Origin of the sequence: Mycobacterium sp. MAA66 (assembly GCF_041261665.1) — a bacterium.
GTDB lineage: Bacteria > Actinomycetota > Actinomycetes > Mycobacteriales > Mycobacteriaceae > Mycobacterium.
Map to the genome: position 1 here is coordinate 17,232 of NZ_JBGCCC010000008.1, position 20,152 is coordinate 37,383.

The 20,152-nt window shown below is 65.7% G+C and carries 25 protein-coding genes; 12 read left to right on the forward strand and 13 right to left on the reverse strand.

From position 1 onward, the window contains the following. The first annotated feature begins 18 nt into the window (after nt 1-18). Nucleotides 19-888: an SOS response-associated peptidase gene (locus tag ABIA30_RS20230; protein WP_370068662.1), complete on the forward strand. Its 870-nt coding sequence runs from the start codon at nt 19-21 to the stop codon at nt 886-888. Then, nucleotides 885-2,351: a methyltransferase gene (locus ABIA30_RS20235; RefSeq protein ID WP_370068664.1), complete on the forward strand. Its 1,467-nt coding sequence runs from the start codon at nt 885-887 to the stop codon at nt 2,349-2,351. Before ABIA30_RS20230 ends, ABIA30_RS20235 begins: the two co-directional genes overlap by 4 nt. Nucleotide 2,352: 1 nt before the next feature. Here ABIA30_RS20235 and ABIA30_RS20240 read toward each other — a convergent pair whose 3' ends face one another. Then, nucleotides 2,353-3,111: a class I SAM-dependent methyltransferase gene (locus ABIA30_RS20240; RefSeq protein ID WP_370068666.1), complete on the reverse strand. Its 759-nt coding sequence runs from the start codon at nt 3,109-3,111 to the stop codon at nt 2,353-2,355. A 175-nt stretch (nt 3,112-3,286) separates the two neighbouring features. Here ABIA30_RS20240 and ABIA30_RS20245 point away from each other — a divergent pair, with 175 nt between their 5' ends. The 3 genes from ABIA30_RS20245 to ABIA30_RS20255 are packed head-to-tail and all read left to right on the forward strand — an operon-like array spanning nt 3,287 to nt 4,684. Then, nucleotides 3,287-3,541, forward strand: coding sequence for a hypothetical protein (locus ABIA30_RS20245; protein ID WP_370068668.1), 255 nt, complete (start codon nt 3,287-3,289; stop codon nt 3,539-3,541). Then, a complete protein-coding gene (locus tag ABIA30_RS20250) occupies nt 3,538-4,410 on the forward strand; it encodes an oxygenase MpaB family protein (RefSeq protein ID WP_370068670.1) in 873 nt (290 codons plus the stop codon). Before ABIA30_RS20245 ends, ABIA30_RS20250 begins: the two co-directional genes overlap by 4 nt. A 10-nt stretch (nt 4,411-4,420) precedes the next feature. Then, nucleotides 4,421-4,684, forward strand: a complete 264-nt coding sequence (locus ABIA30_RS20255) for a hypothetical protein (protein ID WP_370068672.1) — start codon at nt 4,421-4,423, stop codon at nt 4,682-4,684. Between the two features lie 24 nt (nt 4,685-4,708). Here ABIA30_RS20255 and ABIA30_RS20260 read toward each other — a convergent pair whose 3' ends face one another. Both ABIA30_RS20260 and ABIA30_RS20265 read right to left on the reverse strand, forming a co-directional pair. Beyond that, nucleotides 4,709-5,560 (reverse strand): SDR family oxidoreductase, encoded by an 852-nt coding sequence (locus ABIA30_RS20260; RefSeq protein ID WP_370068673.1) that lies wholly within the window; start codon nt 5,558-5,560, stop codon nt 4,709-4,711. Nucleotides 5,561-5,604: 44 nt separating this feature from the next. After that, entirely contained in the window at nt 5,605-6,093 is a 489-nt protein-coding gene (locus ABIA30_RS20265) for an aminoacyl-tRNA deacylase (RefSeq protein ID WP_370068675.1), read from the reverse strand. A gap of 199 nt (nt 6,094-6,292) precedes the next feature. Here ABIA30_RS20265 and ABIA30_RS20270 point away from each other — a divergent pair, with 199 nt between their 5' ends. Further along, entirely contained in the window at nt 6,293-6,961 is a 669-nt protein-coding gene (locus ABIA30_RS20270; protein ID WP_370069036.1) for a sigma-70 family RNA polymerase sigma factor, read from the forward strand. Beyond that, on the forward strand, nt 6,958-7,269 hold the full coding sequence (gene rsrA / locus ABIA30_RS20275) for a mycothiol system anti-sigma-R factor (protein ID WP_370068677.1): 312 nt from the start codon (nt 6,958-6,960) through the stop codon (nt 7,267-7,269). The genes ABIA30_RS20270 and rsrA overlap by 4 nt, the downstream gene beginning before the upstream one ends. A 96-nt stretch (nt 7,270-7,365) precedes the next feature. Here the strand turns inward: rsrA and ABIA30_RS20280 are convergent, their stop codons facing one another. Next, nucleotides 7,366-7,458, reverse strand: coding sequence for a 50S ribosomal protein bL37 (locus ABIA30_RS20280; RefSeq protein WP_003882799.1), 93 nt, complete (start codon nt 7,456-7,458; stop codon nt 7,366-7,368). A 164-nt stretch (nt 7,459-7,622) separates the two neighbouring features. On the opposite strand from ABIA30_RS20280, the gene ABIA30_RS20285 reads away from it, so the two are divergent. Continuing rightward, nucleotides 7,623-7,838, forward strand: coding sequence for a biotin/lipoyl-binding carrier protein (locus ABIA30_RS20285; RefSeq protein ID WP_370068679.1), 216 nt, complete (start codon nt 7,623-7,625; stop codon nt 7,836-7,838). 34 nt (nt 7,839-7,872) lie between these two features. Continuing rightward, on the forward strand, nt 7,873-9,372 hold the full coding sequence (locus tag ABIA30_RS20290; RefSeq protein ID WP_370068681.1) for a sensor histidine kinase: 1,500 nt from the start codon (nt 7,873-7,875) through the stop codon (nt 9,370-9,372). A gap of 113 nt (nt 9,373-9,485) precedes the next feature. On the opposite strand, the gene whiB1 is transcribed toward ABIA30_RS20290, so the two are convergent. The 3 genes from whiB1 to ABIA30_RS20305 all read right to left on the reverse strand — a co-directional run bounded on the left by whiB1 (nt 9,486) and on the right by ABIA30_RS20305 (nt 11,474). Continuing rightward, nucleotides 9,486-9,740 (reverse strand): transcriptional regulator WhiB1, encoded by a 255-nt coding sequence (whiB1, locus tag ABIA30_RS20295; protein ID WP_370068683.1) that lies wholly within the window; start codon nt 9,738-9,740, stop codon nt 9,486-9,488. A 246-nt stretch (nt 9,741-9,986) separates the two neighbouring features. Continuing rightward, nucleotides 9,987-11,000 carry a diacylglycerol kinase family protein gene (locus ABIA30_RS20300; RefSeq protein ID WP_370068685.1) on the reverse strand — a complete coding sequence of 338 codons (1,014 nt, stop codon included), beginning with the start codon at nt 10,998-11,000 and terminating at the stop codon, nt 9,987-9,989. Nucleotides 11,001-11,078: 78 nt separating this feature from the next. Beyond that, nucleotides 11,079-11,474 carry a YchJ family protein gene (locus ABIA30_RS20305; RefSeq protein WP_370068687.1) on the reverse strand — a complete coding sequence of 132 codons (396 nt, stop codon included), beginning with the start codon at nt 11,472-11,474 and terminating at the stop codon, nt 11,079-11,081. A 39-nt stretch (nt 11,475-11,513) separates the two neighbouring features. Between ABIA30_RS20305 and aroQ the strand changes: the two genes are divergently transcribed. Both aroQ and ABIA30_RS20315 read left to right on the forward strand, forming a co-directional pair. After that, complete coding sequence (aroQ, locus tag ABIA30_RS20310) at nt 11,514-11,957, forward strand: type II 3-dehydroquinate dehydratase (protein ID WP_370068689.1); 444 nt, start codon at nt 11,514-11,516, stop codon at nt 11,955-11,957. After that, on the forward strand, nt 11,954-12,331 hold the full coding sequence (locus ABIA30_RS20315) for a hypothetical protein (protein WP_370068691.1): 378 nt from the start codon (nt 11,954-11,956) through the stop codon (nt 12,329-12,331). Before aroQ ends, ABIA30_RS20315 begins: the two co-directional genes overlap by 4 nt. A gap of 27 nt (nt 12,332-12,358) precedes the next feature. Here ABIA30_RS20315 and ABIA30_RS20320 read toward each other — a convergent pair whose 3' ends face one another. The 5 genes from ABIA30_RS20320 to ABIA30_RS20340 all read right to left on the reverse strand — a co-directional run bounded on the left by ABIA30_RS20320 (nt 12,359) and on the right by ABIA30_RS20340 (nt 18,332). Continuing rightward, complete coding sequence (locus ABIA30_RS20320) at nt 12,359-13,765, reverse strand: mechanosensitive ion channel family protein (protein ID WP_370069038.1); 1,407 nt, start codon at nt 13,763-13,765, stop codon at nt 12,359-12,361. Next, a complete protein-coding gene (locus ABIA30_RS20325) occupies nt 13,765-15,987 on the reverse strand; it encodes an adenylate/guanylate cyclase domain-containing protein (protein ID WP_370068693.1) in 2,223 nt (740 codons plus the stop codon). Before ABIA30_RS20325 ends, ABIA30_RS20320 begins: the two co-directional genes overlap by 1 nt. 160 nt (nt 15,988-16,147) lie before the next feature. After that, on the reverse strand, nt 16,148-16,627 hold the full coding sequence (locus tag ABIA30_RS20330; RefSeq protein WP_370068694.1) for an N-acetyltransferase family protein: 480 nt from the start codon (nt 16,625-16,627) through the stop codon (nt 16,148-16,150). Then, nucleotides 16,624-17,712 (reverse strand): isochorismate synthase MenF, encoded by a 1,089-nt coding sequence (locus ABIA30_RS20335; RefSeq protein WP_370068695.1) that lies wholly within the window; start codon nt 17,710-17,712, stop codon nt 16,624-16,626. Before ABIA30_RS20335 ends, ABIA30_RS20330 begins: the two co-directional genes overlap by 4 nt. Beyond that, on the reverse strand, nt 17,709-18,332 hold the full coding sequence (locus ABIA30_RS20340; protein ID WP_370068696.1) for an acid phosphatase: 624 nt from the start codon (nt 18,330-18,332) through the stop codon (nt 17,709-17,711). The genes ABIA30_RS20335 and ABIA30_RS20340 overlap by 4 nt, the downstream gene beginning before the upstream one ends. Nucleotides 18,333-18,382: 50 nt before the next feature. On the opposite strand from ABIA30_RS20340, the gene ABIA30_RS20345 reads away from it, so the two are divergent. Further along, on the forward strand, nt 18,383-19,183 hold the full coding sequence (locus tag ABIA30_RS20345) for a ParA family protein (protein WP_370068698.1): 801 nt from the start codon (nt 18,383-18,385) through the stop codon (nt 19,181-19,183). Nucleotides 19,184-19,225: 42 nt separating this feature from the next. On the opposite strand, the gene ABIA30_RS20350 is transcribed toward ABIA30_RS20345, so the two are convergent. Next, complete coding sequence (locus tag ABIA30_RS20350; RefSeq protein ID WP_370069040.1) at nt 19,226-20,143, reverse strand: LysR family transcriptional regulator; 918 nt, start codon at nt 20,141-20,143, stop codon at nt 19,226-19,228. Nucleotides 20,144-20,152: the final 9 nt, after the last annotated feature.

Here is a 20,152-nt window from a genome sequence, read left to right on the forward strand (position 1 = left end):
ACCCCTATCCTGCCTGGTATGTGTGGGCGATTTGCAGTGACCACCGACCCGGCGCTGCTGGCTTCGAAAATCGAGGCGCTGAATGAGGCCGAGCGGTCGCGGGAGTTCGAGGCCAACTACAACGTCGCGCCGACCACAACGGTCAGCACCGTGGTCAAACGGCACGACCATTCCCGCTCGCCCGCTGCTGATTCCCCGTCGCTTCGCTCGCCCGACGCTGATTCCCCGTCGCTTCGCTCGCCCGACGCCGAACCCGATGACGAGTCCACTCGCCGAGTCCGCTCGATGCGCTGGGGCCTGATCCCGCCCTGGGTCAAGACCACCGTCGACGGAACCCCGGACACCAAGGGGCCGCTGCTGATCAACGCCCGCGCTGAAACTCTGACCACCTCACCGGCGTTTCGCGGTTCGGCGAAATCCAAGCGCTGCCTCATCCCGATGGACGGCTGGTACGAGTGGCAGCCACCCGCGACGGCTGACAAAAAGACCAAGACCCCGTTCTTCATGCATGCCGCTGACGGCGAGTTGCTGTTCATGGCGGGGTTGTGGTCGACGTGGCGGCCGAAAGGGGCGAGCGAAGCGACGGGGGAATTGGGAGCCGCTGAGCCTGACAGCGCCCCGCTGGTCAGCTGCACCATCATCACCACCGAATCGGTGGGTCCGCTGGCGGTGATCCATGATCGGATGCCGCTGACCATCAGCGCGCCGGACTGGGATCGATGGCTGGACCCCGATGCCCCGATCGACGAGGGGCTGTTGCGCGGGCACGGCGACCTGGACCGTATTGCCGTCAGAGAGGTGTCCCGACTGGTGAACAGCATCCGCAACAACGGCCCGGAGCTGATCGCACCCGTAGAGAACGAAGAGCCGGAAGCGACACTGTTTTGAGCCCATTGGACGACGCGTTGCTCGATGCGCTTGAGGCAGATCTGCGGTCGGCCGGCTACACCACGGACGGGGTGGCCGAGCTGCTGGGCCCCGACGCCAATGCCGCCCTGGGTAGGGGCGTGTGGTGGCCGGCGCTGCGTGCTACCGGGGAGGACCGGCTCTCGACCCTGATCCGGTTGTTCCTGCTGGGTACCGACGAACCCGCACCGCGCGCGGCGGCCGCGTTTCCTTCCCTGTCCCTGGAGGAGCTGTCCGCTGCCGGTGTGCTGGAGGTGCTCGACACCGTCCGGGCCATACTCGACGTCCGTCCGCACAGCGATGGTGAGCGCGACTTCTACGTGGTCTCCGATCAGGACGCGGCACTGCGTAGCGGACCGGTGCTCCGCGACCACGTGCTCGGTATCGGCGGGGCGTCGATGTCCTTGGCGCGGGCCGTCATTCGCACTCCGGTGCGGCGCGCACTGGATTTGGGTACCGGATGTGGCATCCAGGCCCTGCATCTGAACGCACATTGCGAACAGATCGTCGGCACCGACACCAACCAGCGTGCCCTGGACCTGGCTGCGGCCACGGCCCGGCTGGGCGGCATGTCGTGGGATCTGCGGCGTGGCAGCCTGTTTGAGCCGGTGGCCGGAGAGCGATTCGACCTGATCGTGTCCAATCCGCCGTTCGTGGTGGGCGCGGGCTCGCAGGATTACATCTATCGGGACTCCGGGATGGCCGGGGATGCGCTGTGCCAACACATCATCGAGAACGTCGCCGCTTACCTGAAACCCGGTGGTACCGCGCAGATCATGGCCAACTGGATTGTCCGCAGCGATGATTGGGCCGAGCGGGTGCGGGCTTGGCTCGCCGGCACCGGACTGCACGCCTGGGTGGTGCAGCGTGAGCTGGCCGACCCCGTCAGCTATGTCTCGCTGTGGCTGGCCGATGCGGGGGAGACCGCCGAGCAGACTGCTCGGCGTGGTGCGGCCTGGCTGGATTGGTTCGCCGAACAGGGCATCACCGGAATCGGCATGGGGCTGATCTCACTGCAGGTGCCGAGCGACGGCGAAGAGCCCGAGCAGATGCTGGAGGAGATCACCGACGAGCCGGTCACGGGCATCGAAGTGCAGGCCTTCTTCGCTCGACGCCGCTACCTGCGCAACACGTCCGACGAGACGTTGCTCGCCGCGCGGCTGTCGACGGCACCGGTGTTCTTGGAGGAACAGTGGTTGCCCGGCTCGGACGGCTGGCAGCAGATCGGGGCCGCTGTCCGGCGGCCGGGTGGTCCGGCCGCGGTTCTTGGCGTCGATGAGGTGATGCGCGCACTGCTGGCGGGTTGCCGGGGTGAGGTGCCACTGGGTGCGCTGATCCAGCTGCTCGCCGCCCATCACGGGGTCGACGCCGACGCGCTGGCGCAGGCCGCTCTGCCCGAGGTCCGGGACGCCATCGGCCGCGGAATCCTCTATCAGGCAACCTGATTCAGCGCCGTCGCGCGGTGATGATGGCGTAGGGTGCATCGAAGACCACAGTGCCGTCGGAACCCAGGTGCGCAGCCATCGCGTCGGTGAACGCGCCGACCAATCGGGCGCGGGTGTCGTCATCCAGATAGCTCAATGTGGTGACGTGCATCGGCGACTCGTCGGTGATGAATCGCACTGCGGCAGCCAGGGATTCGAATCGCCAGGTGAACATGCCTGGCTCGGATCGGAGGTCGTCGAAGGCGCCGGCGAACCGCGCGTTCACGGTGTTCGGTTCGCCCCACTGGTCCGGGCTCCAGGCGGCCGCCACGGGTGCACCCAGAACCTGCACCACCGGTGTGAAGAACGGGTTGTCCCCGGCCCGTACCCAGGTCGAAAAAGCCAGCACACCACCGGATTTGACCAGGCGGGCCAATTCGGCGACCATCGCCGCCGGCTCCACGAAGATGATCCCCATGTTCGACACCACCGTGTCGAATCCGGCGTCGGGCAGACCGGTGGCCGAAGCGTCCGCCGCCAGCCAGGTCACCTCGGCGCCGCCGGCCTTGGCCGCCGCGATGGCCAGCAGCTCGGGAGTGAGATCCACACCGGTCACCTGTGCGCCGGTCGCGGCGGCGGCCAAAGCGGCGTTGCCGGTGCCGCACGCCAGGTCGGCCAGCGTGGTGCCGGCGCGGGGCGCTGCCGCGGTGATCACCTCGGCAGCGATGGGGGCGATGAGCTGGGCGACGGCCTCGTACCGGCCCACTGACCACGATGTCATCGGGCCAGCCTAGCGCTGCGGCTGTCGCGGCCACGCCCACGAACCGCGAACTTCCAGGAATGCGGCCTAACATATTGCGCGACACAAGATTTCGATGTACGCGCGGTTGCGTCGGCAGAGCTTTCTTGACGAAATCGGCTGCCGTGCCCCCGAACCGCGTTACCGTGGGGTCGATATGACCGACAGGGAAAGCCAGGCGCCGGATGTCATGGGCGTGGCGCGCAAGGTGCTCAGTTTCGAGATGACCATCGCCGAGTGGATCGGGACCGCGTTGATCGTCGCGGCGCCGTACCTGCTTATCGGCTTGATCTGGGCGCTCTCCCACAGTGCTGATCGCGCGGCCGCACACGGAATCGGGTGGCTACTGTTGTTCGTCCGGGCGATCATCGCCTGGCCGGTGCTGCTGTTGGCGAATGTGTGCGTGTCATGACCGCAGCGCCGCTGCAAGACTGTCGAATCCAGATCCGCCGGCGGACCTCCCGCTGGGACGACGGCCCGGTCACCGCATCGGGTGCCTTCGACTTCTGGGTCGGTGCGGCCGGCGCCGCGAACGTGATCATGCAGCTGTCCCGACCGGGTGTCGGCTACGGGGTGGTGGAGAGCAAGGTCGACTCGGGCAATCTGCTCAAACATCCGTGGAAGCGGTTGCGCACCACCACGCAATACCTTGCGGTGGCAGTCCTGGGCAATGACGACGACCGCGCCGCCTACCGGGCAGCGGTCGACGGCGCGCACCGCCAGGTGCGCTCGGGCCCTGACAGCCCAGTGCAGTACAACGCCTTTGACCGCGACCTGCAAATGTGGGTCGCAGCCTGCCTGTTCGTGGGGCTGGAGGACGGCTATCAATTGTTACGCGGCCAGATGACCGCAGAACAGGCCGAGCAGTTCTATCGGTCGGCGCACACGCTGGGCACCACTTTGCAGGTGACCGAGGACCAGTGGCCGGCGACCCGGGTCGACTTCGACGCCTATTGGACGCAGGCCTGCGCGCAGCTCTCCATGGACGACCCGGTCCGTCGCCACCTGCTCGATCTGGTCCACCTGCGGATGATCAATCCTGTTGTGGCGCTGCCTTTTCGGCCACTACTGAAATTCCTGACCGGTGGCTTTCTGGCCCCGGTGTTCCGGGACGCGATGGGGATGAGGTGGAGCGGCGTCCGGCAATGGTGTTTTGAAAGCCTGTTCCTACTGGTGGCTGTCGTCAATCGGTTTCTGCCGGTCTTCATCCGCCAGGGCGGCAGTTACCTGTTGCTGGCTGACGTCCGCCGTCGGGTGCGTAAGCACGCGGCGTTGATCTGAGGGGAGTCCGATGCGCCGGTTTCTCAGCCGCAAGGTCAGCGTCGCGGCGATGATGGAATTCGCTCTATGGCTGGCGATCCCGTATGTCGTGGCCGGTCTGGTGTGGACTTTTCTGCATCCGGCCGACCTGCGGCGCATCGGCTATCAGTGGGACCGGGTGGTGCCGGCGGGTTCGCAGATCGTCGCGCTGGTCGAGATGACCGCGGTGTGGCCGGTCCTGGCCACGGGTGTCGAGATCTGTCCGGCGCAGGAGTGGACGCCGGTGGGCAACTGAATCGTCGCCCACCGGTCGATTCGACTACGGGCCGGTGTATCCCGGCGGGTTCGGGGTGTCGACCCACAGGTCCACGCCGAGTTCGCCGTCCTGGGAGCAGTTGTAGACGGACAGGTCGGTGACGCCGGAGGCGAGCAGCACGTCCTCACACAGCAGTGATTGACCGGTGTATTCGCGGGCCGGTTTGAGGAAAATCGCGTATGCGGCATCGGAGTACACCTCGGGGCGACGCGCCTTGGCCATCGCCTCGTCGCCGCCGAGCAGGTTTTGCACGGCGGCCGTGGCCACCAGGGTGCGCGGCCACAGGGTATTGGAGGCGATACCGGCGTCCCGCATCTCCTCAGCAATGCCCAATGCGCACAACGTCATTCCGTATTTGGCCATCGTGTAGGCGGTCGGCTTGAGCCACTTGGGCTCCAGCCGCAACGGCGGCGACAGGGTCAGGATGTGCGGGTTCTCCCGGCCTTTCATGTGTGGGATACAGGCCTGCGTCACCGCGTAGGTGCCGCGGACCTGGATGCCGTTCATCAAGTCGAAGCGCTTCATCGGAACTTCCTCGACCGAACCGAGATTGATCGCCGAGGCATTGTTGACGCAGATGTCGATGCCGCCGAACTGCGCCACCGCCTGGTCCACCGCGGCGCTCACCGAGTCGGGGTCGCGAACGTCGCCGACTATCGGCAGCGCCTGTCCGCCGGCGGCCTCAATTTCCTTCGCGGCGGTATAGACGGTGCCCTCGAGTTTGGGATGCGGCTCGGCGGTTTTGGCGACCAGCGCGATATTGGCGCCGTCGGCCGCCACTTTTTTGGCGATGGCCAGGCCGATGCCGCGGCTCGCTCCGGAGATGAACATGGTTTTGCCGGCGAAGGATGACATGGCGCCAACCCTATGACGCGGACGGTCGGCCCGTCGAGAGATGGTCAGACGGCGCAGATGTCGGCGATCACCGCGCCGGTGGCCTTGATCAGATCCGCGGGCGCCAGCGCGACCTCCACGCCGCGCCTGCCGGCGCTGCACAGCACCCGGTCCCACAGCAGCGCCTTCTCGTCGATGACCGTCGGCAGTGATTTACGTTGTCCCAGTGGGGAAATACCGCCGAGCACATACCCGGTGGAACGTTGCGCCGCTGCGGGATCGGCCATCGCGGCCTTCGGTGCGCCCAACGCGCCGGCCGCGGCCTTCAGCGACAGCTTGTTGGGCACTGGCAGCACCGCGACCGCGAGGCCGTCGGGGATCGCGATCACCAGGGTCTTGAAGATCTGCTCGGGCGAATACCCGACAGCGGCGAGCTGCGCCGCCGCATGGTCGCCGAACGAGGTCTCGCGCGGATCGTGCTGGAAGTGCAGCACGTCGTGGGCAATACCCGCGCTCAGCAGGACCTTGATCGCCGGAGTGGCAGCACTGGCCATGGCACCGAAGCGTAGCCGGGAACAACTCCGCCGCTACCGGCTGTTGTTGGGGTCGAAGCAGGCTGGAGCGATTGTCGGTCGCAGCCTCTAGGATCGCATGGAAGGGGAACATCAGGTGCCCACGGCATTTCTGGAACGTCCGGTCGAGTTGCCGGAGCTGTTGGGTGGCGCCGCAACAGAAGGGACGGGCTCGATCAGGATGACCGATGTCTACGGATCAGTCCCAGAAGTGCTGTCCGACCAGGAAGCTGGCCCGGCTGTGCACACCGAGGAGAGCGACGCCGAGCTGACGGCGCGATTCGAGCGGGATGCCATTCCGCTGCTCGACCAGCTCTACGGTGGTGCCTTGCGCATGACGCGCAACCCTGCCGACGCGGAGGATCTGGTGCAGGAAACCATGGTCAAGGCCTATTCAGCCTTCCATTCGTTCCGCGCGGGCACCAACCTCAAGGCCTGGCTGTACCGGATCATGACCAACACCTACATCAACAGCTACCGCAAGAAGCAGCGCCAGCCGGCCGAGTACCCGACGGACGAGATCACCGATTGGCAGCTGGCGGCCAACGCCGAGCACTCGTCCACCGGGCTGCGCTCGGCCGAGGTCGAGGCGCTCGAAGCGCTGCCCGACACCGAGATCAAGGCCGCGTTGCAGGCGCTGCCCGAAGAGTTCCGGATGGCGGTGTACTACGCCGACGTCGAGGGCTTCCCGTACAAGGAGATCGCCGAAATCATGGATACCCCGATCGGGACGGTGATGTCCCGTCTGCACCGCGGCCGCAAGCAGCTGCGCGAACTGTTGTCCGATGTCGCACGGGATCGCGGGTTCTTGCGAGGCGAAAGCCTCGACACTCAGGAGGTGTCGTCATGAGCGACGAATTCACCCGTCCCGAGGGGCACACGTTCACGCCGCCGATCGGTCCTGTCGACCCGGATCATCCGGAGTGCGCCGCGGTGATCGCCGAGGTGTGGACCCTGCTCGACGGTGAATGCACGACGGAGACGCGCGACAAGCTGCGCTTTCACCTGGAGGAGTGCCCGACCTGCCTGCGCCAGTACGGCGTCGAGGAGCGCGTGAAGGCGCTGATCGCCACCAAGTGCAGCGGCGAGAAGGCTCCGGACAGCCTGCGCGCCCGGCTACGGCTGGAGATCAGCCGCACCACCATCATCCGGGGCTGACGCGCTGGCGGGACCGCCAGACACCAAAAAGGGGCTGAGCCAGGCGAATGCCGGCTCAGCCCCTTTGGCTGGGTTCGGAGCGAAGCTCCGGAGCGGTCAGCGAACCGACTTCGAACCGGCGTTGGGCCGCTTGCCGTGGTTGGCCTTCGAGTGCTTACGGTCACGCTTCTTGCGGCCACGCTTGGCCATGATGGTCCTCCAAAAGGTCAATTGATTGCTCTCCAGTGTCGCACGGCCACGCCACCCAATTGCAAACCGAGGTGTTGTGGTGCAATAGACGGCGCAGGCAGTGCCTGTGTGTCGAAGCGCCCCGGGTCTTTCCTGGGTGCCTCCTGAAGACGAGTGGAGTGAAGATGGCCGAGGATGTTCGCGCCGAGATCGTGGCCAGCGTGCTCGAGGTTGTGGTTCGCGAGGGCGATCAGATCGGCGAGGGGGACACTCTCGTGCTGTTGGAATCCATGAAGATGGAGATCCCGGTACTCGCTGAGGTCGCCGGCACCATCACCTCCGTCAATGTCGCGGTCGGCGACGTCATCCAGGCCGGCGATCTGATCGCCGTCATCGGCTAGGTAGCGACTCTCCAGAATGCGCGGATAGCGCGTCATGTCGACACTCGGTGACCTACTCGCCGAGCACACCGTATTGCCCGGCAACGCCGTCGATCACCTGCACGCCGTGGTGGGTGAGTGGCAGCTGTTGGCCGACTTGTCGTTCGCCGACTACCTGATGTGGGTGCGCCGCGACGACGGCGCATTGGTGTGTGTGGCTCAGATCCGGCCCAACACCGCGTTGACGGTGTTGACCGCCGACGTGGTCGGGACCATCAACGCCGGGACCGACCTGCCGGTGGTCGTGGACGCTTTCGAATCCGGCCATATCGGCCGGGGAAGTGATGCGGCACAAGACAATTCGCTAGGTGATACCCGACTGAAGTTCGAGGCGGTGCCGATCCGGTACCGCGGCAATGTGGTCGCCGTGCTGACCCACCAGCCGTCGCAGGGCGACCGGCGCAAGGCCAGTCCATTGGAGCGGGCGTACCTGGACTGTGCCCGCGACCTGCTGCGGATGCTGGCCGAGGGCACGTTCCCCAATGTCGGTGACGTGCCGATGTCGCGGTCCAGCCCCCGGGTGGGGGACGGTATGGTCCGTTTGGACGTCGACGGCTCGGTGAAATACGCCAGCCCCAACGCCATCTCGGCCTATCACCGCATGGGGCTGGTATCCGAACTCGGGGGCCAGGATCTGGTCAGTGTCACCAGGCCACTGATCTCCGACCCGTTCGACGCCCAGGAATTGGCCAACCACATCCGTGACTCGCTGGCGGGTGGGTCGAGCATGCGCATGGAGGTCGATGCCGGCGGCGCGGCGGTGTTGCTGCGGACGATCCCGCTGGTGGTCGGGGGCAAGGCCCTGGGGGCCGCATTGCTGATTCGCGACGTCACCGAGATCAAACGACGCGACCGGGCGCTGCTGTCCAAGGACGCCACGATCCGTGAGATCCACCACCGGGTGAAGAACAACCTGCAGACGGTGGCCGCGCTGCTGCGGCTGCAGTCCCGCCGGATGAACAACGCGGAGGCCCGCGAGGCGCTGATGGATTCGGTCCGCCGGGTGTCGTCCATCGCGCTGGTGCACGATGCCCTGTCGTTGTCGGTGGACGAGGAGGTCAACCTCGACGAGGTGATCGACCGGATCCTGCCGATGATGAATGACCTGGCGTCGGTGGCCACGCCGGTGCGGGTCCGACGTGACGGCGACCTTGGGGTGCTGGACGCCGATCGGGCGCATGCCCTGATCATGGTCGTCACCGAACTGGTCCAGAACGCTATCGAGCATGCCTTCGACATCAACACGCCGCAGGGCTCGGTGACGATTCGCGCCGACCGCTCGGCGCGGTGGCTCGATGTGGTGATCCACGACGACGGTCGGGGACTACCGGAGGGCTTCAACTTGGAGAAGTCCGACCGGTTGGGGCTGCAGATCGTGCGGACCCAGGTGTCATCGGTGCTCGACGGCTCGATGGAGATGTCCGCCGCTGGTGATGGCGGCACCGATGTGGTGTTGCGGGTGCCGATCGGCAGACGGACCCGGGTCGCGCATTAGCTGCCCCGAGGGGATGAGCACCCGAAAAAGCAAACCCCGGAAGGGTATTCGCTCACCAGGGCAAAGAGAACGGCCCCAGGTTTCCCCGGGGCCGCCTTGATGCTTGGAAGCGGTTAGACGCCGGTGCGGGTCTTGGTCCGGGCGTTGCGGCGCTTGAGCGCGCGACGCTCGTCCTCGCTCATGCCGCCCCAGACGCCTGCGTCCTGGCCGGACTCCAGCGCCCAGCTAAGGCACTCGGTGGTAACCGGGCAGCGGTTGCACACGAGCTTCGCGTCAGCAATCTGCGCGAGCGCCGGACCGCTGTTCCCGACGGGGAAGAACAGCTCCGGATCCTCGTCGCGACAGACCGCCTTGTGGCGCCAATCCATGATCCCTACTCCTTACTGAGTGCGCGTTGAAGCAACACGAACTTTTCGTTGTCTGTTAACGCGTGCACACGAAATGTTTCAGCACTGTTGCATTTGATGTTTTCACAGGCTGAACAGATGTCAATAGCGACGCGATAACACGTGGGCAATGTCACTGCGGACCCGGCTACCGGGTCCCTTAATCCTTTGTACTACACTTGGGCTACTTGCGCCTTAAATAAGGCAAAATCCGGCAAATTTTCCTGGTCAACGGGATTTCGCAGGTGGGGCGACCACGCTCAGAGCCCCTGGAACGGCTGTGAACGTCATGGTTCGCCGCAACCCGATGAAATCTCCGTCGATCTGGCACGCGGCCGGTGTGTCACTGGTCACCCGTAGCCACGGCAGATCGTCTTCGCGGATCAGTTGCGCGGCTCGCAAATGTGGTGTGGGCGACAGCATTTGGCGCGCCAGCTTCAGATTGGCCCAGACATTCATGCTCGTGGTCGCGAATACACCGAGCCCGGTCTCGAAGGTCGTCGTCGGGTTGGTCCACACCGGCCGGTCGTTGGCATAAGTCCACGGGCTGGAGTTGGACACGAACGCGAAATGCACACCGGGGATCGGCTCGGAGTCGGGCAGCTGCAGGGTCAGAGTGGGTGGCTTGCGGGCATTGGCCAGCGCCTCGCGCACCGCCACCCGGATATAGCGTGCGGCAGAGACCTTCTTGCCCTTGGCCCGCTGCGCCTCCACCGCGGCCACCACGTCACCGTCGACGCCCAGGCCGGCGGTGAACACCGCCCAGCGCTCGCCACAGTCCATCAGCCCGATGCGCCGCCACGGCACGCCACGGCGGTGATCTCCGGCATCTCCCGTCGCTCCGCTCGCCCCGGTGATATCTCCCGTCGCTCCGCTCGCCCCGGCGAGCAGGTCGACGAGTTGGTTGGTGGCCTCCAGCGGGTCGGCGCTGATGCCCAACGACCGGGCGAAGACATTGGCCGAACCGCCGGGCACCACCCCGACCGCGGTGCTGGCCCGAGTCCCGTTGCTGTGCCCGAGGATGCCGTTGACCACCTCGTTCACCGTGCCGTCGCCGCCGTGCACGATCACCACGTCGGTGCCGTCGGCGGCCGCCTGTTGGCCGATCTCGATGGCATGGCCGCGATGGTCGGTGTGCACCACGGTCAGGTCCACCCGGCTTTCCAGCGCGTGGGCCAGCAGATCGCGCCCGGCCGGGGTGGTCGATGTGGCATTCGGATTGACGATCAGCACGGCACGCACGGGTGCCCAGCCTATCGAGGCTGACCCGAGGGGCAACCCGAGCGCGTGGCGCACCCTGGCAGCGTCAGCGCGGGGTGGTCATTCGACGAAGACGCCGTCCAGGTAAACCCAGTCGCCACGGTTGTCGCGCACGAACCTGCTGCGCTCGTGCAGGATGTGCCGGCTGCCGTCGCGCTGGTACTGGGCGCGGAACTGCACCATGCCGGTGACGTCGTTCTCGGTACCGGCCTCGGTGTCGACGATCTGCAGGCGGCGCCAGGTGGTGTCCTCGTCAAGGCTCAGGGTTGCCGGTCGGTGGCGTCGATCCCAAGTGGCCAACAGGTAGTCGGTGTCACCCACGGCGAAGGCACAGAACCGTGAACGCATCAGCGCGACGGCGGTCGTTGCGGTGCGCTCGCGACGGTGCAACGGTCCGCAACAGTCGTCGTACAGCTCGCCGGATCCACAGCGACACGGTTCGTTGATCGTCGGCACCGGGCAATTGTGCCTGTTTGGAGCGGCTACCGTAACAAGGTGACCGAACGCCGACTGCTGCTCCTGAACGGGCCGAACCTGAACCTGCTGGGTACCCGCCAGCCGGAGATCTATGGGTCGACCACCTTGGCTCAGATCGAACACGCGGTCACCGAACTTGCTGCGCAGTTCGGTTTCGTCGTGCGGGCGATCCAGAGCAACCATGAAGGCGATCTCGTCGACGCCATCCAGGAGGCCCGGAACGACTGCGTGGGCATCATCATCAATCCGGCCGCCTACAGCCACACCTCGGTGGCCCTTGCCGATGCTCTCATCGCCGCCGAATTGCCGGTGGCCGAAGTGCATTTGAGCAATATCCACAAGCGCGAAGCGTTCCGGCACCACTCGTATGTGTCCGCGGTGGCCGAGACCGTGATCGCCGGCGCCGGACCCCTGGGTTACCAATTCGCAGTGCAGTATTTCGCGGAACGGTTGTCCCGGTGATCCATCCGCCCGCGGTTCGCTACGCCGGATTTCTGGTTGCCGCAGAAGGATTGGTCGGTTTGATCGTGGCGGTGGTCTTTGTGGTGCGCGGGCTGGCAGGTGCCGATCAGCACATCGTCAGCGGTTACGGCAACGCGATCTGGTTGGTGTTCATCGGCGGAGCGGTGCTGGCCGCCGGCTGGGCGCTGATCAACGGCCGCCGCTGGGGCCGGGGTATCGGAGTGTTTGCCAACCTGCTGCTGCTCGGAATCGCTTGGTACGTCTTTGAGTCCGGCCGACTGCAGTACTCCATCGGCGTCGGGCTGGCCGCGGTGGTCGCACTGGGACTGTTGTTCAGTCCGTCGACCGTGCAGTGGATGTCCGGGCGCGACTGACGGTTTCCGGGCTCCGGCCCAGGGGTGCTAGTCGTCGGTGTGTGCGGTCAGTGCTCGCCGGGCGCGGGCCCGGCGGTCTTCGATGGCGCGACCGAACTCCTGCAGCAGCACCGGATTTCGCTGCACCACCCTCGCGATGTATTCCCGATCGACCTGTACCACCGTGACCTCGTCGATCGCATGCGCGTAACCCATCACCGGCTGTCGGGTCAGGGTGCTCTGGCCGAGATACCCGCCCTCGTCCAGGATTCCGATCAACGGCCCCGGTTCATCGGCGGTGCCCGCGGTCAGCTGGACGCGGCCGGACAGGATGAAGGTCATCCGGTCCGGCACCTCGCCGGCGCGCTGGATCGTCTCGTCGATTCCGTAGCGTTCCAGGGTCGCTGCTGCTGCGAGCTCGCGCTGTTGCTCCTCGTCGAGCTGTAACGTCGGCGCCACCACTTTGGCGACTGCCGCTGCCAGCCGTTCGGGCGTCGAGAAGTCGTCTTCGGCTTCGTCCAGGTGCAGGCCCGCGCGCCGGGATGCGTACCAGACCCATTGCAAGAAAAGTGTTTTCGTGTCCCCATCGTCTGCGGGGGAGTTCAGTGGAATGCTGGTCTGATATTCCAGGCCGCCCGTGGGGGTCACCTTTGCGGTGCCGTTGCGTCGCCGCAGCGGTAAGTCGGTGGCCAGTCGAGTCAGCATGGCGCACACCTGGTTTGGTGGATCATCGAGCGAAAAGATGGTCTTGACGGTGATCTTGTGTTTGTTGTCCGGGCGACTCAGATTGGTGAACGAAGCCCCGGCCAGGACCGAGTTCGGGGTGATCTGCAGTCCGGTGCTGGTCTCCAGGTGCACTGCGCGCCAGTTGACTTCCACAACCCGTCCCCGGGCCGCGGCGGTATCGAGCCAGTCGCCGATCTGGAACGGCTGCTCGAACAGCATCAGCAGACCGGAGATGATCTGGCCGACCGAGTTCTGCAACGTGAGGCCGATGACGATCGAGGTGATCCCGAGCGCGGTGAACAGGCCTCGGACGTTCGCGCCCCAGATGTACGAGAAGATCAGCGCGAGGCCGACGGCGATGAGGACGAACCGGGCGACGTCGACGAAGATCGTCGGCACACGCTTGCGCCAGGTTCCGGCGGGGGCGCCCTGGAACAGGGTGGCGTTCACCCCGGACAACAGCAAGATGAGCACGACGAAGGCGACGAGGGTGGCCACGGTCCGCACCGATGTGGCGCCCGCCGGTACCTGCCTGGCTTCGGTCAGCAGGAGTAGCAGCGCAGCCAGCGGCAGCAGGTAATTGCGCAGCAGCGTCACCGGTCGCAGCAGAAAGCTCTGCTTGCGACGCAGTGCGTGTTGCCACTCGGTGAGTACCACCAGTCCGATCGGCAAGCCGACCGCGATGCCCACGGCCCAGTAGAACCAGGACGAGGTGAAGACGTTGGTGATCACCGCGGTTCGACCAATCGCCAGATCGGCTCTTCGTGCCCGTCGACGGTGACGGTGCCGACAGACGTGAAATTCACGGTTGCCCGCAACGCCTGATAGACCCTGTCGGTGACATCGATTCCGGGCTGCGGCGAGCCACTCTTGATCTGGTAGGCGACATTCACCGCCGCGCCCCACATGTCGTACACGACCGCGTGCCGACCACCGAGGCCGCTGCTGACGGTGCCTGTGTCGATACCTGCCCGCAGACTCAGGTTGTTGTTCGTCTCGGTGTTGAACCGATCGATGATCCGCTGGCACTCCAGCGCGAAATCGACGGTCCGTCGCACGTTGTCGAGCCGTGGCACGTTCAGACCGCAGCTGCCCAGATAGCCGTTGCGGATCGCGCGGCCGCGTTCGATGCCGAGACTGGATGCCGCAGCATCGAATTGGCGCTCGATCTCGTTGGCGACCGCGAGTGATCCCTGCGAGGTCAGTTCGGCCTGCAGCCGGTCCAGCCCGATGATTTCGGTGAATATCACCGTGACGTTCTGGTGCTCTTCGGTGAGGATCTCCTCACCCTGCTGGTAGCGTTCGGCCACCGGTTCGGGCATCAGCAGCGCCAACAATTTGGCGTTCTCCGCGCGCTGCTCGACCAGAAGTTCCTCTTTGACGGTCAGGCTTCTGCTCATCTCGTTGAAAGCCTCTGTCAGATCTCCGATTTCGTCGCGCGTCACCACGGGGATGGCGATGTCATAGTCGCCGGCGCTGATCCGCTGCGCGCCCGTCTCGAGGCGGCGGATGGGCCGTACGAACAGCTGGGCAAGAAATACCGCGGCCACGCACACGGCGAAAATGATGCCGACGGTCGTCAGCACCATCGTCTTGGTGAACGACGCCTCCCTTTCGAAGGCCTCCGCGGTGTTGACCTTCGCGATGATGGACCAATGTAGTTCGGCGCCGGGTATGTCCACTGGGGCGTACGCCTGCAACGACTCGCGGCCGAGGTAGCCGATGGCGATCTGGGTGCCGGACTCACCGCGTAAGGAGTTGTGGGTGGTCTCGGGTGGAACGGGCTGCACCAGCGTCGTGCCGCCCAGCCTGATTGCCCGGTCCGCGACGTCGACCGGCGTACCCGCCTCGACGACATCGCGTTTGTATGCCTGCGGATCTTCCAGGAACAGCCGAGAATCCGAGCGCATCAGGTTGTCGGGCCCGACCAGGTAGACCTCACCGGTCGTGCCCAGACCCGACGAGGCCCAGTGCTTGTCGAATGTCATCAGCCGGTTGATCTTCGAGGCCGGGAACTGCAGGGCCAACACCCCCACCGCACGCCCGTCGGTGACGATCGGTGTGACCATCCAGGCCGTCGGATCGTTCTCGGCCGGCTGGTAGATCTCGAAGTCGGTGAATCCCACGTAGTCCAGGGCATTGGACGACAGCGCCTTTTCATACGCGGCACGGAGTTTGGAACCGCTGTAGGGACCGGTCAGGATGTTGGTGCCCAGGTCGACGTCCTTGAATGCGGTGTACACCATGTTGCCCCTGGTATCGAGCAGCATGGCGTCTTCGAACTCGAATCGGGTCACGATCTCGCGAAAGAAATCCTGGTAGCGCGCGTTGGCCGCGGACCAGACGCTGCCGTCGTGGGCATCGTCGATCTTCACGGCGGTGTCGTCGTTCTGTCGCAACGCGGTGTAGTTGGCCTGCAGGTACCGCTGCGCATTGCCCTTCGGAACCAGCTGGTCGACATCCAGCTTGTCGCCGCTGGACTGCTCTACCTGCTTGAGATAGGTGTTGTTGTAGTAGTCGGTGATCGACTGCGACTGCGCCGGACTGATGGGCTTGTCCTGCAGCGCGTCGAAGCCGGCGGTGAAGTCCGACAGGGCATTTCGGGTGGTGGCTCCGCGCGCGTAGATGATCATCGAGTTCTTCAGATCCGTCAGTTGGTCCTGTAGCGCGCGGGACTGCGACTGCCGTAATTCGGTGAGCCGGTTGAAGACCGAATCGCGAAGCGACGCACGGCCGGCCTGAAAGCCGATGACACCGACCACCGTGGCCGCCACGATGGTGCACAGCACCATCATCACGACGAGCTTCGATTGGATGCTCACTTTGGACAGCAGACGATGACGCTGGAATCGATCGCGGCGGGACAGTGTCTCCTGCGCTGCCGCCGGCACTTCAGGGGTCTGGTCGGCCCCCGCATCCGCGGCAGTTTCCTGCTCCGATACTTCGACCATCGGGCATCCCTTCGCCGGACCGGCCAGCACGGCCTGGCGGCAGATTAACACCGATGTGACAGAGGAGGTTCCCGTGTTGAGGGGGATTCGGGAAGAAATTTACGCAGACGTCGAAGTGGTGGGCGGGAAGCGTCTGAACTGGGGGAGGTTTCTGCTCCGCTCAGCCCTGAGCCAACGCGGTCAATTCCGGCCCGGACACGCGGTAGGTGGTCCACTCGGACTGCGGCTTGCCGCCGACTTCCTCATACAGCGCGATGGCGTTGACGTTCCAGTTGAGCACCGCCCACTGCAGCCGCGAATAACCCCGTGTGGTGCACTCGGAGGCCAGTGTGGACAACAACTTTCGGGCCAGGCCGCGGCGCCTGAAGTCGGGACGGACGAACAGGTCTTCCAAATAGATACCGGCAACGCCGTCCCAGGTGGAGAAGTTCAGGAACCACAGGGCTACCGCCGCCGGCTGCCCGTCCACCTCGATCAGATGGCCGTACACTGTCGGAGTCGGGCCGAAAAGTGCGGTGTGCATCTGGGTTTCGGTGACGATGCAGTCGTCGGCGGCGCGTTCGAATGCGGCCAACTCATGGATCATTGCGGTGATCTCGGCTTCGTCGCCGGGCTGGACCCGCCGGATGTTCACGGTCATCGGTCTACTCCCAGTGCCGACAGCATGGTTCGGAATTTCGTTGTGGTCTCGGCGACCTCGTCGTCGGGATCGGACTCGGCGACGATACCGCCGCCCGAGCGCGCCTCGACGGTGCGCCGGTCGGCGGACAACTGCCCACAGCGGATCGACACCACCCAGCGGCCGTCGCCGTCGGCATTGCACCAGCCGACCGCGCCCGCATAGAAGCCGCGGTCGCCTTCCAACTCATTGATGAGTGTTGCCGCGGCTGCGGTGGGGACCCCGCCGACGGCCGGGGTCGGATGTAGTGCCAGGGCGAGATCCAGTGCCGTGGTGGATGATTCACGCAATCTACCGATGATCGGGGTGCTCAGATGCCACACCGCCGAGGTGGCGGACACCTGTGGTTCGTCGGCGATCTGCAGCTCGGAGCACAACGGCTCGAGTGCCTCGCGCATGATGTCGACGACCAGTTGGTGTTCGTGGCGATTCTTGGCCGACGCGGCGAGTGCGGCACCATTGGCCGCGTCGATATCCGGGTCGGCTGCGCGCGGGGCCGACCCGGCAAATGGTTTGCAGGTGACGACGTCACCGCGGCGGGCCACCAGTAGTTCGGGACTGGCACCGACCAGGGCGCATCCGGAGTACGGCGGCCCGGCCGCGCTCAGATCGGTGAAAAATACGGTGGCCGAGTGATCTTCGGCCAGCCGGGAGATCAGGGTCGCGGGGTCCAGAGGTGCGTCGGCGGTCAGCTGCAGGGCCCGCGCCAGCACCACCTTGTGCAGGCCGGCCGCCGGGTCGCGCAGTGCTTCGATGGCGGCGGTGACCCGGGCACGGTGTTCGCCGGCGGATGGCAAGCTCGCCGAAATCTCCACCCGGGGAAGGGGCGTGCGTGGCCAGGACGGCAGCACGTCGGTGAAAGTGACTTCGGCGGGGGACATCAGCGCTACCGGGCCGGACAGGTCAAAAGGCAAGGCGCCCAATAGGATCGGTACGTCGTGATGCGTCAGCGCGGCCCGCGCGGAGGTCAGGTCGGAGAACGGCCGGACCGGGCCGTCGGCCAGCACCGCGCCGTCGGGCCCGGCCAGCGCAAAAACTGGGGTCACGCCGGCAGGCACGGGTTGGGATGGCCGGTCAACCCGAGCGCGACCAGCTGACGCTCACCGTGCTCGAACCCACACACCGCGATCGAGGCCTCGACCATTGAGATCCGGATGCCATCGGACACCGGCAGTTTCATCCAGCGGGCGATGACGCACCGCGAGAACTGGCCGTGCCCGACGAACACCACGTCGCGCTCGGCCAGGTGCTCCAAGGCAAGGGCGACGGCACGGTCGGCTCGCACGGTGACGTCGGCGACGCTCTCGCCGCCGGGGCTGCCGTGCGTCCAGACCAGCCAGTCGGGCACCTGTTCGCGGATTTGTTGGGTGGTGATGCCCTCGTAGTCGCCGTAGTCCCATTCGGCCAGCAGCTCGGTGGTTTCGGCGACGTGCAGACCGGCCAGCTCGGCGGTGACCAGCGCGCGATGACGTGGGCTGCTGATGACCAGGGGGTCTTCGAGTTTGAGTTCGGCGATCGCGTCGGCGGCCAGCCGGGCTTGATCGCGGCCGGTGTCGGTCAGGTCAAGATCGGTGCGGCCGGTGTGGCGGCCGAGCTTCGACCACTCGGTTTGGCCGTGCCGAAGCAGCAGCAATCGGTGTGCCAGCCCATCCGCCCGGGTACCCACGCCCGCGATTCTGCCCCACGGCCTGCGGACTGACTCGAGCACGTGCCAGGATGAACACCGTGACGCGGGTACTTGCGGTCGCCAATCAAAAGGGTGGGGTCGCCAAAACGACGACAGTGGCATCGCTGGGCGCAGCATTGTCTGCGGAGGGACAACGGGTTCTGCTCGTCGACCTCGATCCTCAGGGGTGTTTGACGTTCTCGCTTGGCCAGGACCCGGACAAGTTGCCGGTGTCGGTGCACGAGGTGCTGCTCGGCGACGTCGAACCGGACGCTGCGCTGGTGACCACCGACGAGGGCATGACCCTGCTACCGGCGAACATCGACCTGGCCGGGGCCGAGGCCATGCTCTTGATGCGGGCCGGGCGCGAATACGCCCTGAAACGGGCGCTGGCCAAGCTCGACGGTTTTGATGTGGTCATCATCGACTGTCCGCCGTCCCTGGGCGTGCTGACGCTCAACGGCCTGACCGCAGCCAGCGATGTGATCGTGCCGCTGCAGTGCGAGACGCTGGCACACCGCGGAGTGGGGCAGTTCCTGCGAACCGTCAACGACGTCCAGCAGATCACCAACCCGGACCTGCGGATGCTCGGCGCGCTGCCGACGCTGTACGACGCCCGCACCACGCACAGCCGCGACGTGCTGCTGGACGTCGCCGACCGTTACGACCTGGTGGTGCTGGGCCCACCGATTCCGCGGACAGTGCGCTTCGCCGAGGCCAGCGCATCCGGGTCGTCTGTGTTGGCGGGCCGAAAGAACAAGGGCGCGTTGGCCTATCGGGAGTTGGCGGCCTCGCTGCTCAAGCACTGGAAGAAGAACAAGGCACTCACGGTCTTCACGCCCGACGGGTGATCTCGGCCGCCGACTTCGGCGAGACCGCGCGCACGCCGGGCGCTACCGAGCCGGTTCGGCGCTGCCCCCGACGTGTTCGTCGACGCAACCGATGAACGCGCGGCACGGCGCGGAACGAAGGTCCGGTCGCGGCATGACGAGATGGACCTGGCGATGCATGTCCACCCCGGTAACCGGGCGCAGTGCCAGCGTGGGGTCGGCGCGAGCGCGTGCCACCGACTCCGGTAACAGCGCTACGCCGAGATTCGCGCGGACGAAGTGGATCACCTCGTCGACACGCGTGACTTCGAAGGCGACCCGTCGCTGAATTCCGGCGAAACCACGTTCGGTTTCGTGGCGCAGACCGTAGCCGGGCGGGAAATCGATGAACGGCATGGCCGCCAGGTCGGTCACCGAGATGGTCGCGCCGGCGGTGAGCCGATGATCGGCGGGCAGCACTGCGATCAGTGCTTCGGTGAACAGGTGGGTGTACGTGAGGGGATCGTCGGCTCGTGGTGCGTTGAAGCCGACCACGGCGACATCGAGTTTGCGGTCACGAACCGCCTCGACGAGGACGTCGCTGCCGCCGCTGCGCAGGGTGACGCTGACGTCCGGATACCGCGAGTGGAATGTTGCCATCAGCGTCGCGACATCGAGACTCTCCGACGGGACTTCCATCATCCCCACGTTGAGCCAGCCGGCAACCGTGCCGCTGAGGGCCTGCGCGTCGATCTTGATCTGCTCGACACCGGCCACCACCCGCTGCAGCAGCGGGAGCAACGCCTGGCCTGCGGCCGTGAGTGACACCGATCGGGTGGTCCGGTCGAACAGCGCTATGCCCAGTTCATCCTCGAAGCGGCGAACCTGCTGACTCAGCGCGGACTGGACCACGAACATCGCCTCGGCAGCCTTGGTGAAACTGCGCGTATCGGCCAGGGCGACGACATAGCGCAGTTGTTGCAGGTTCATCCGATTGATCACTTTCAACGA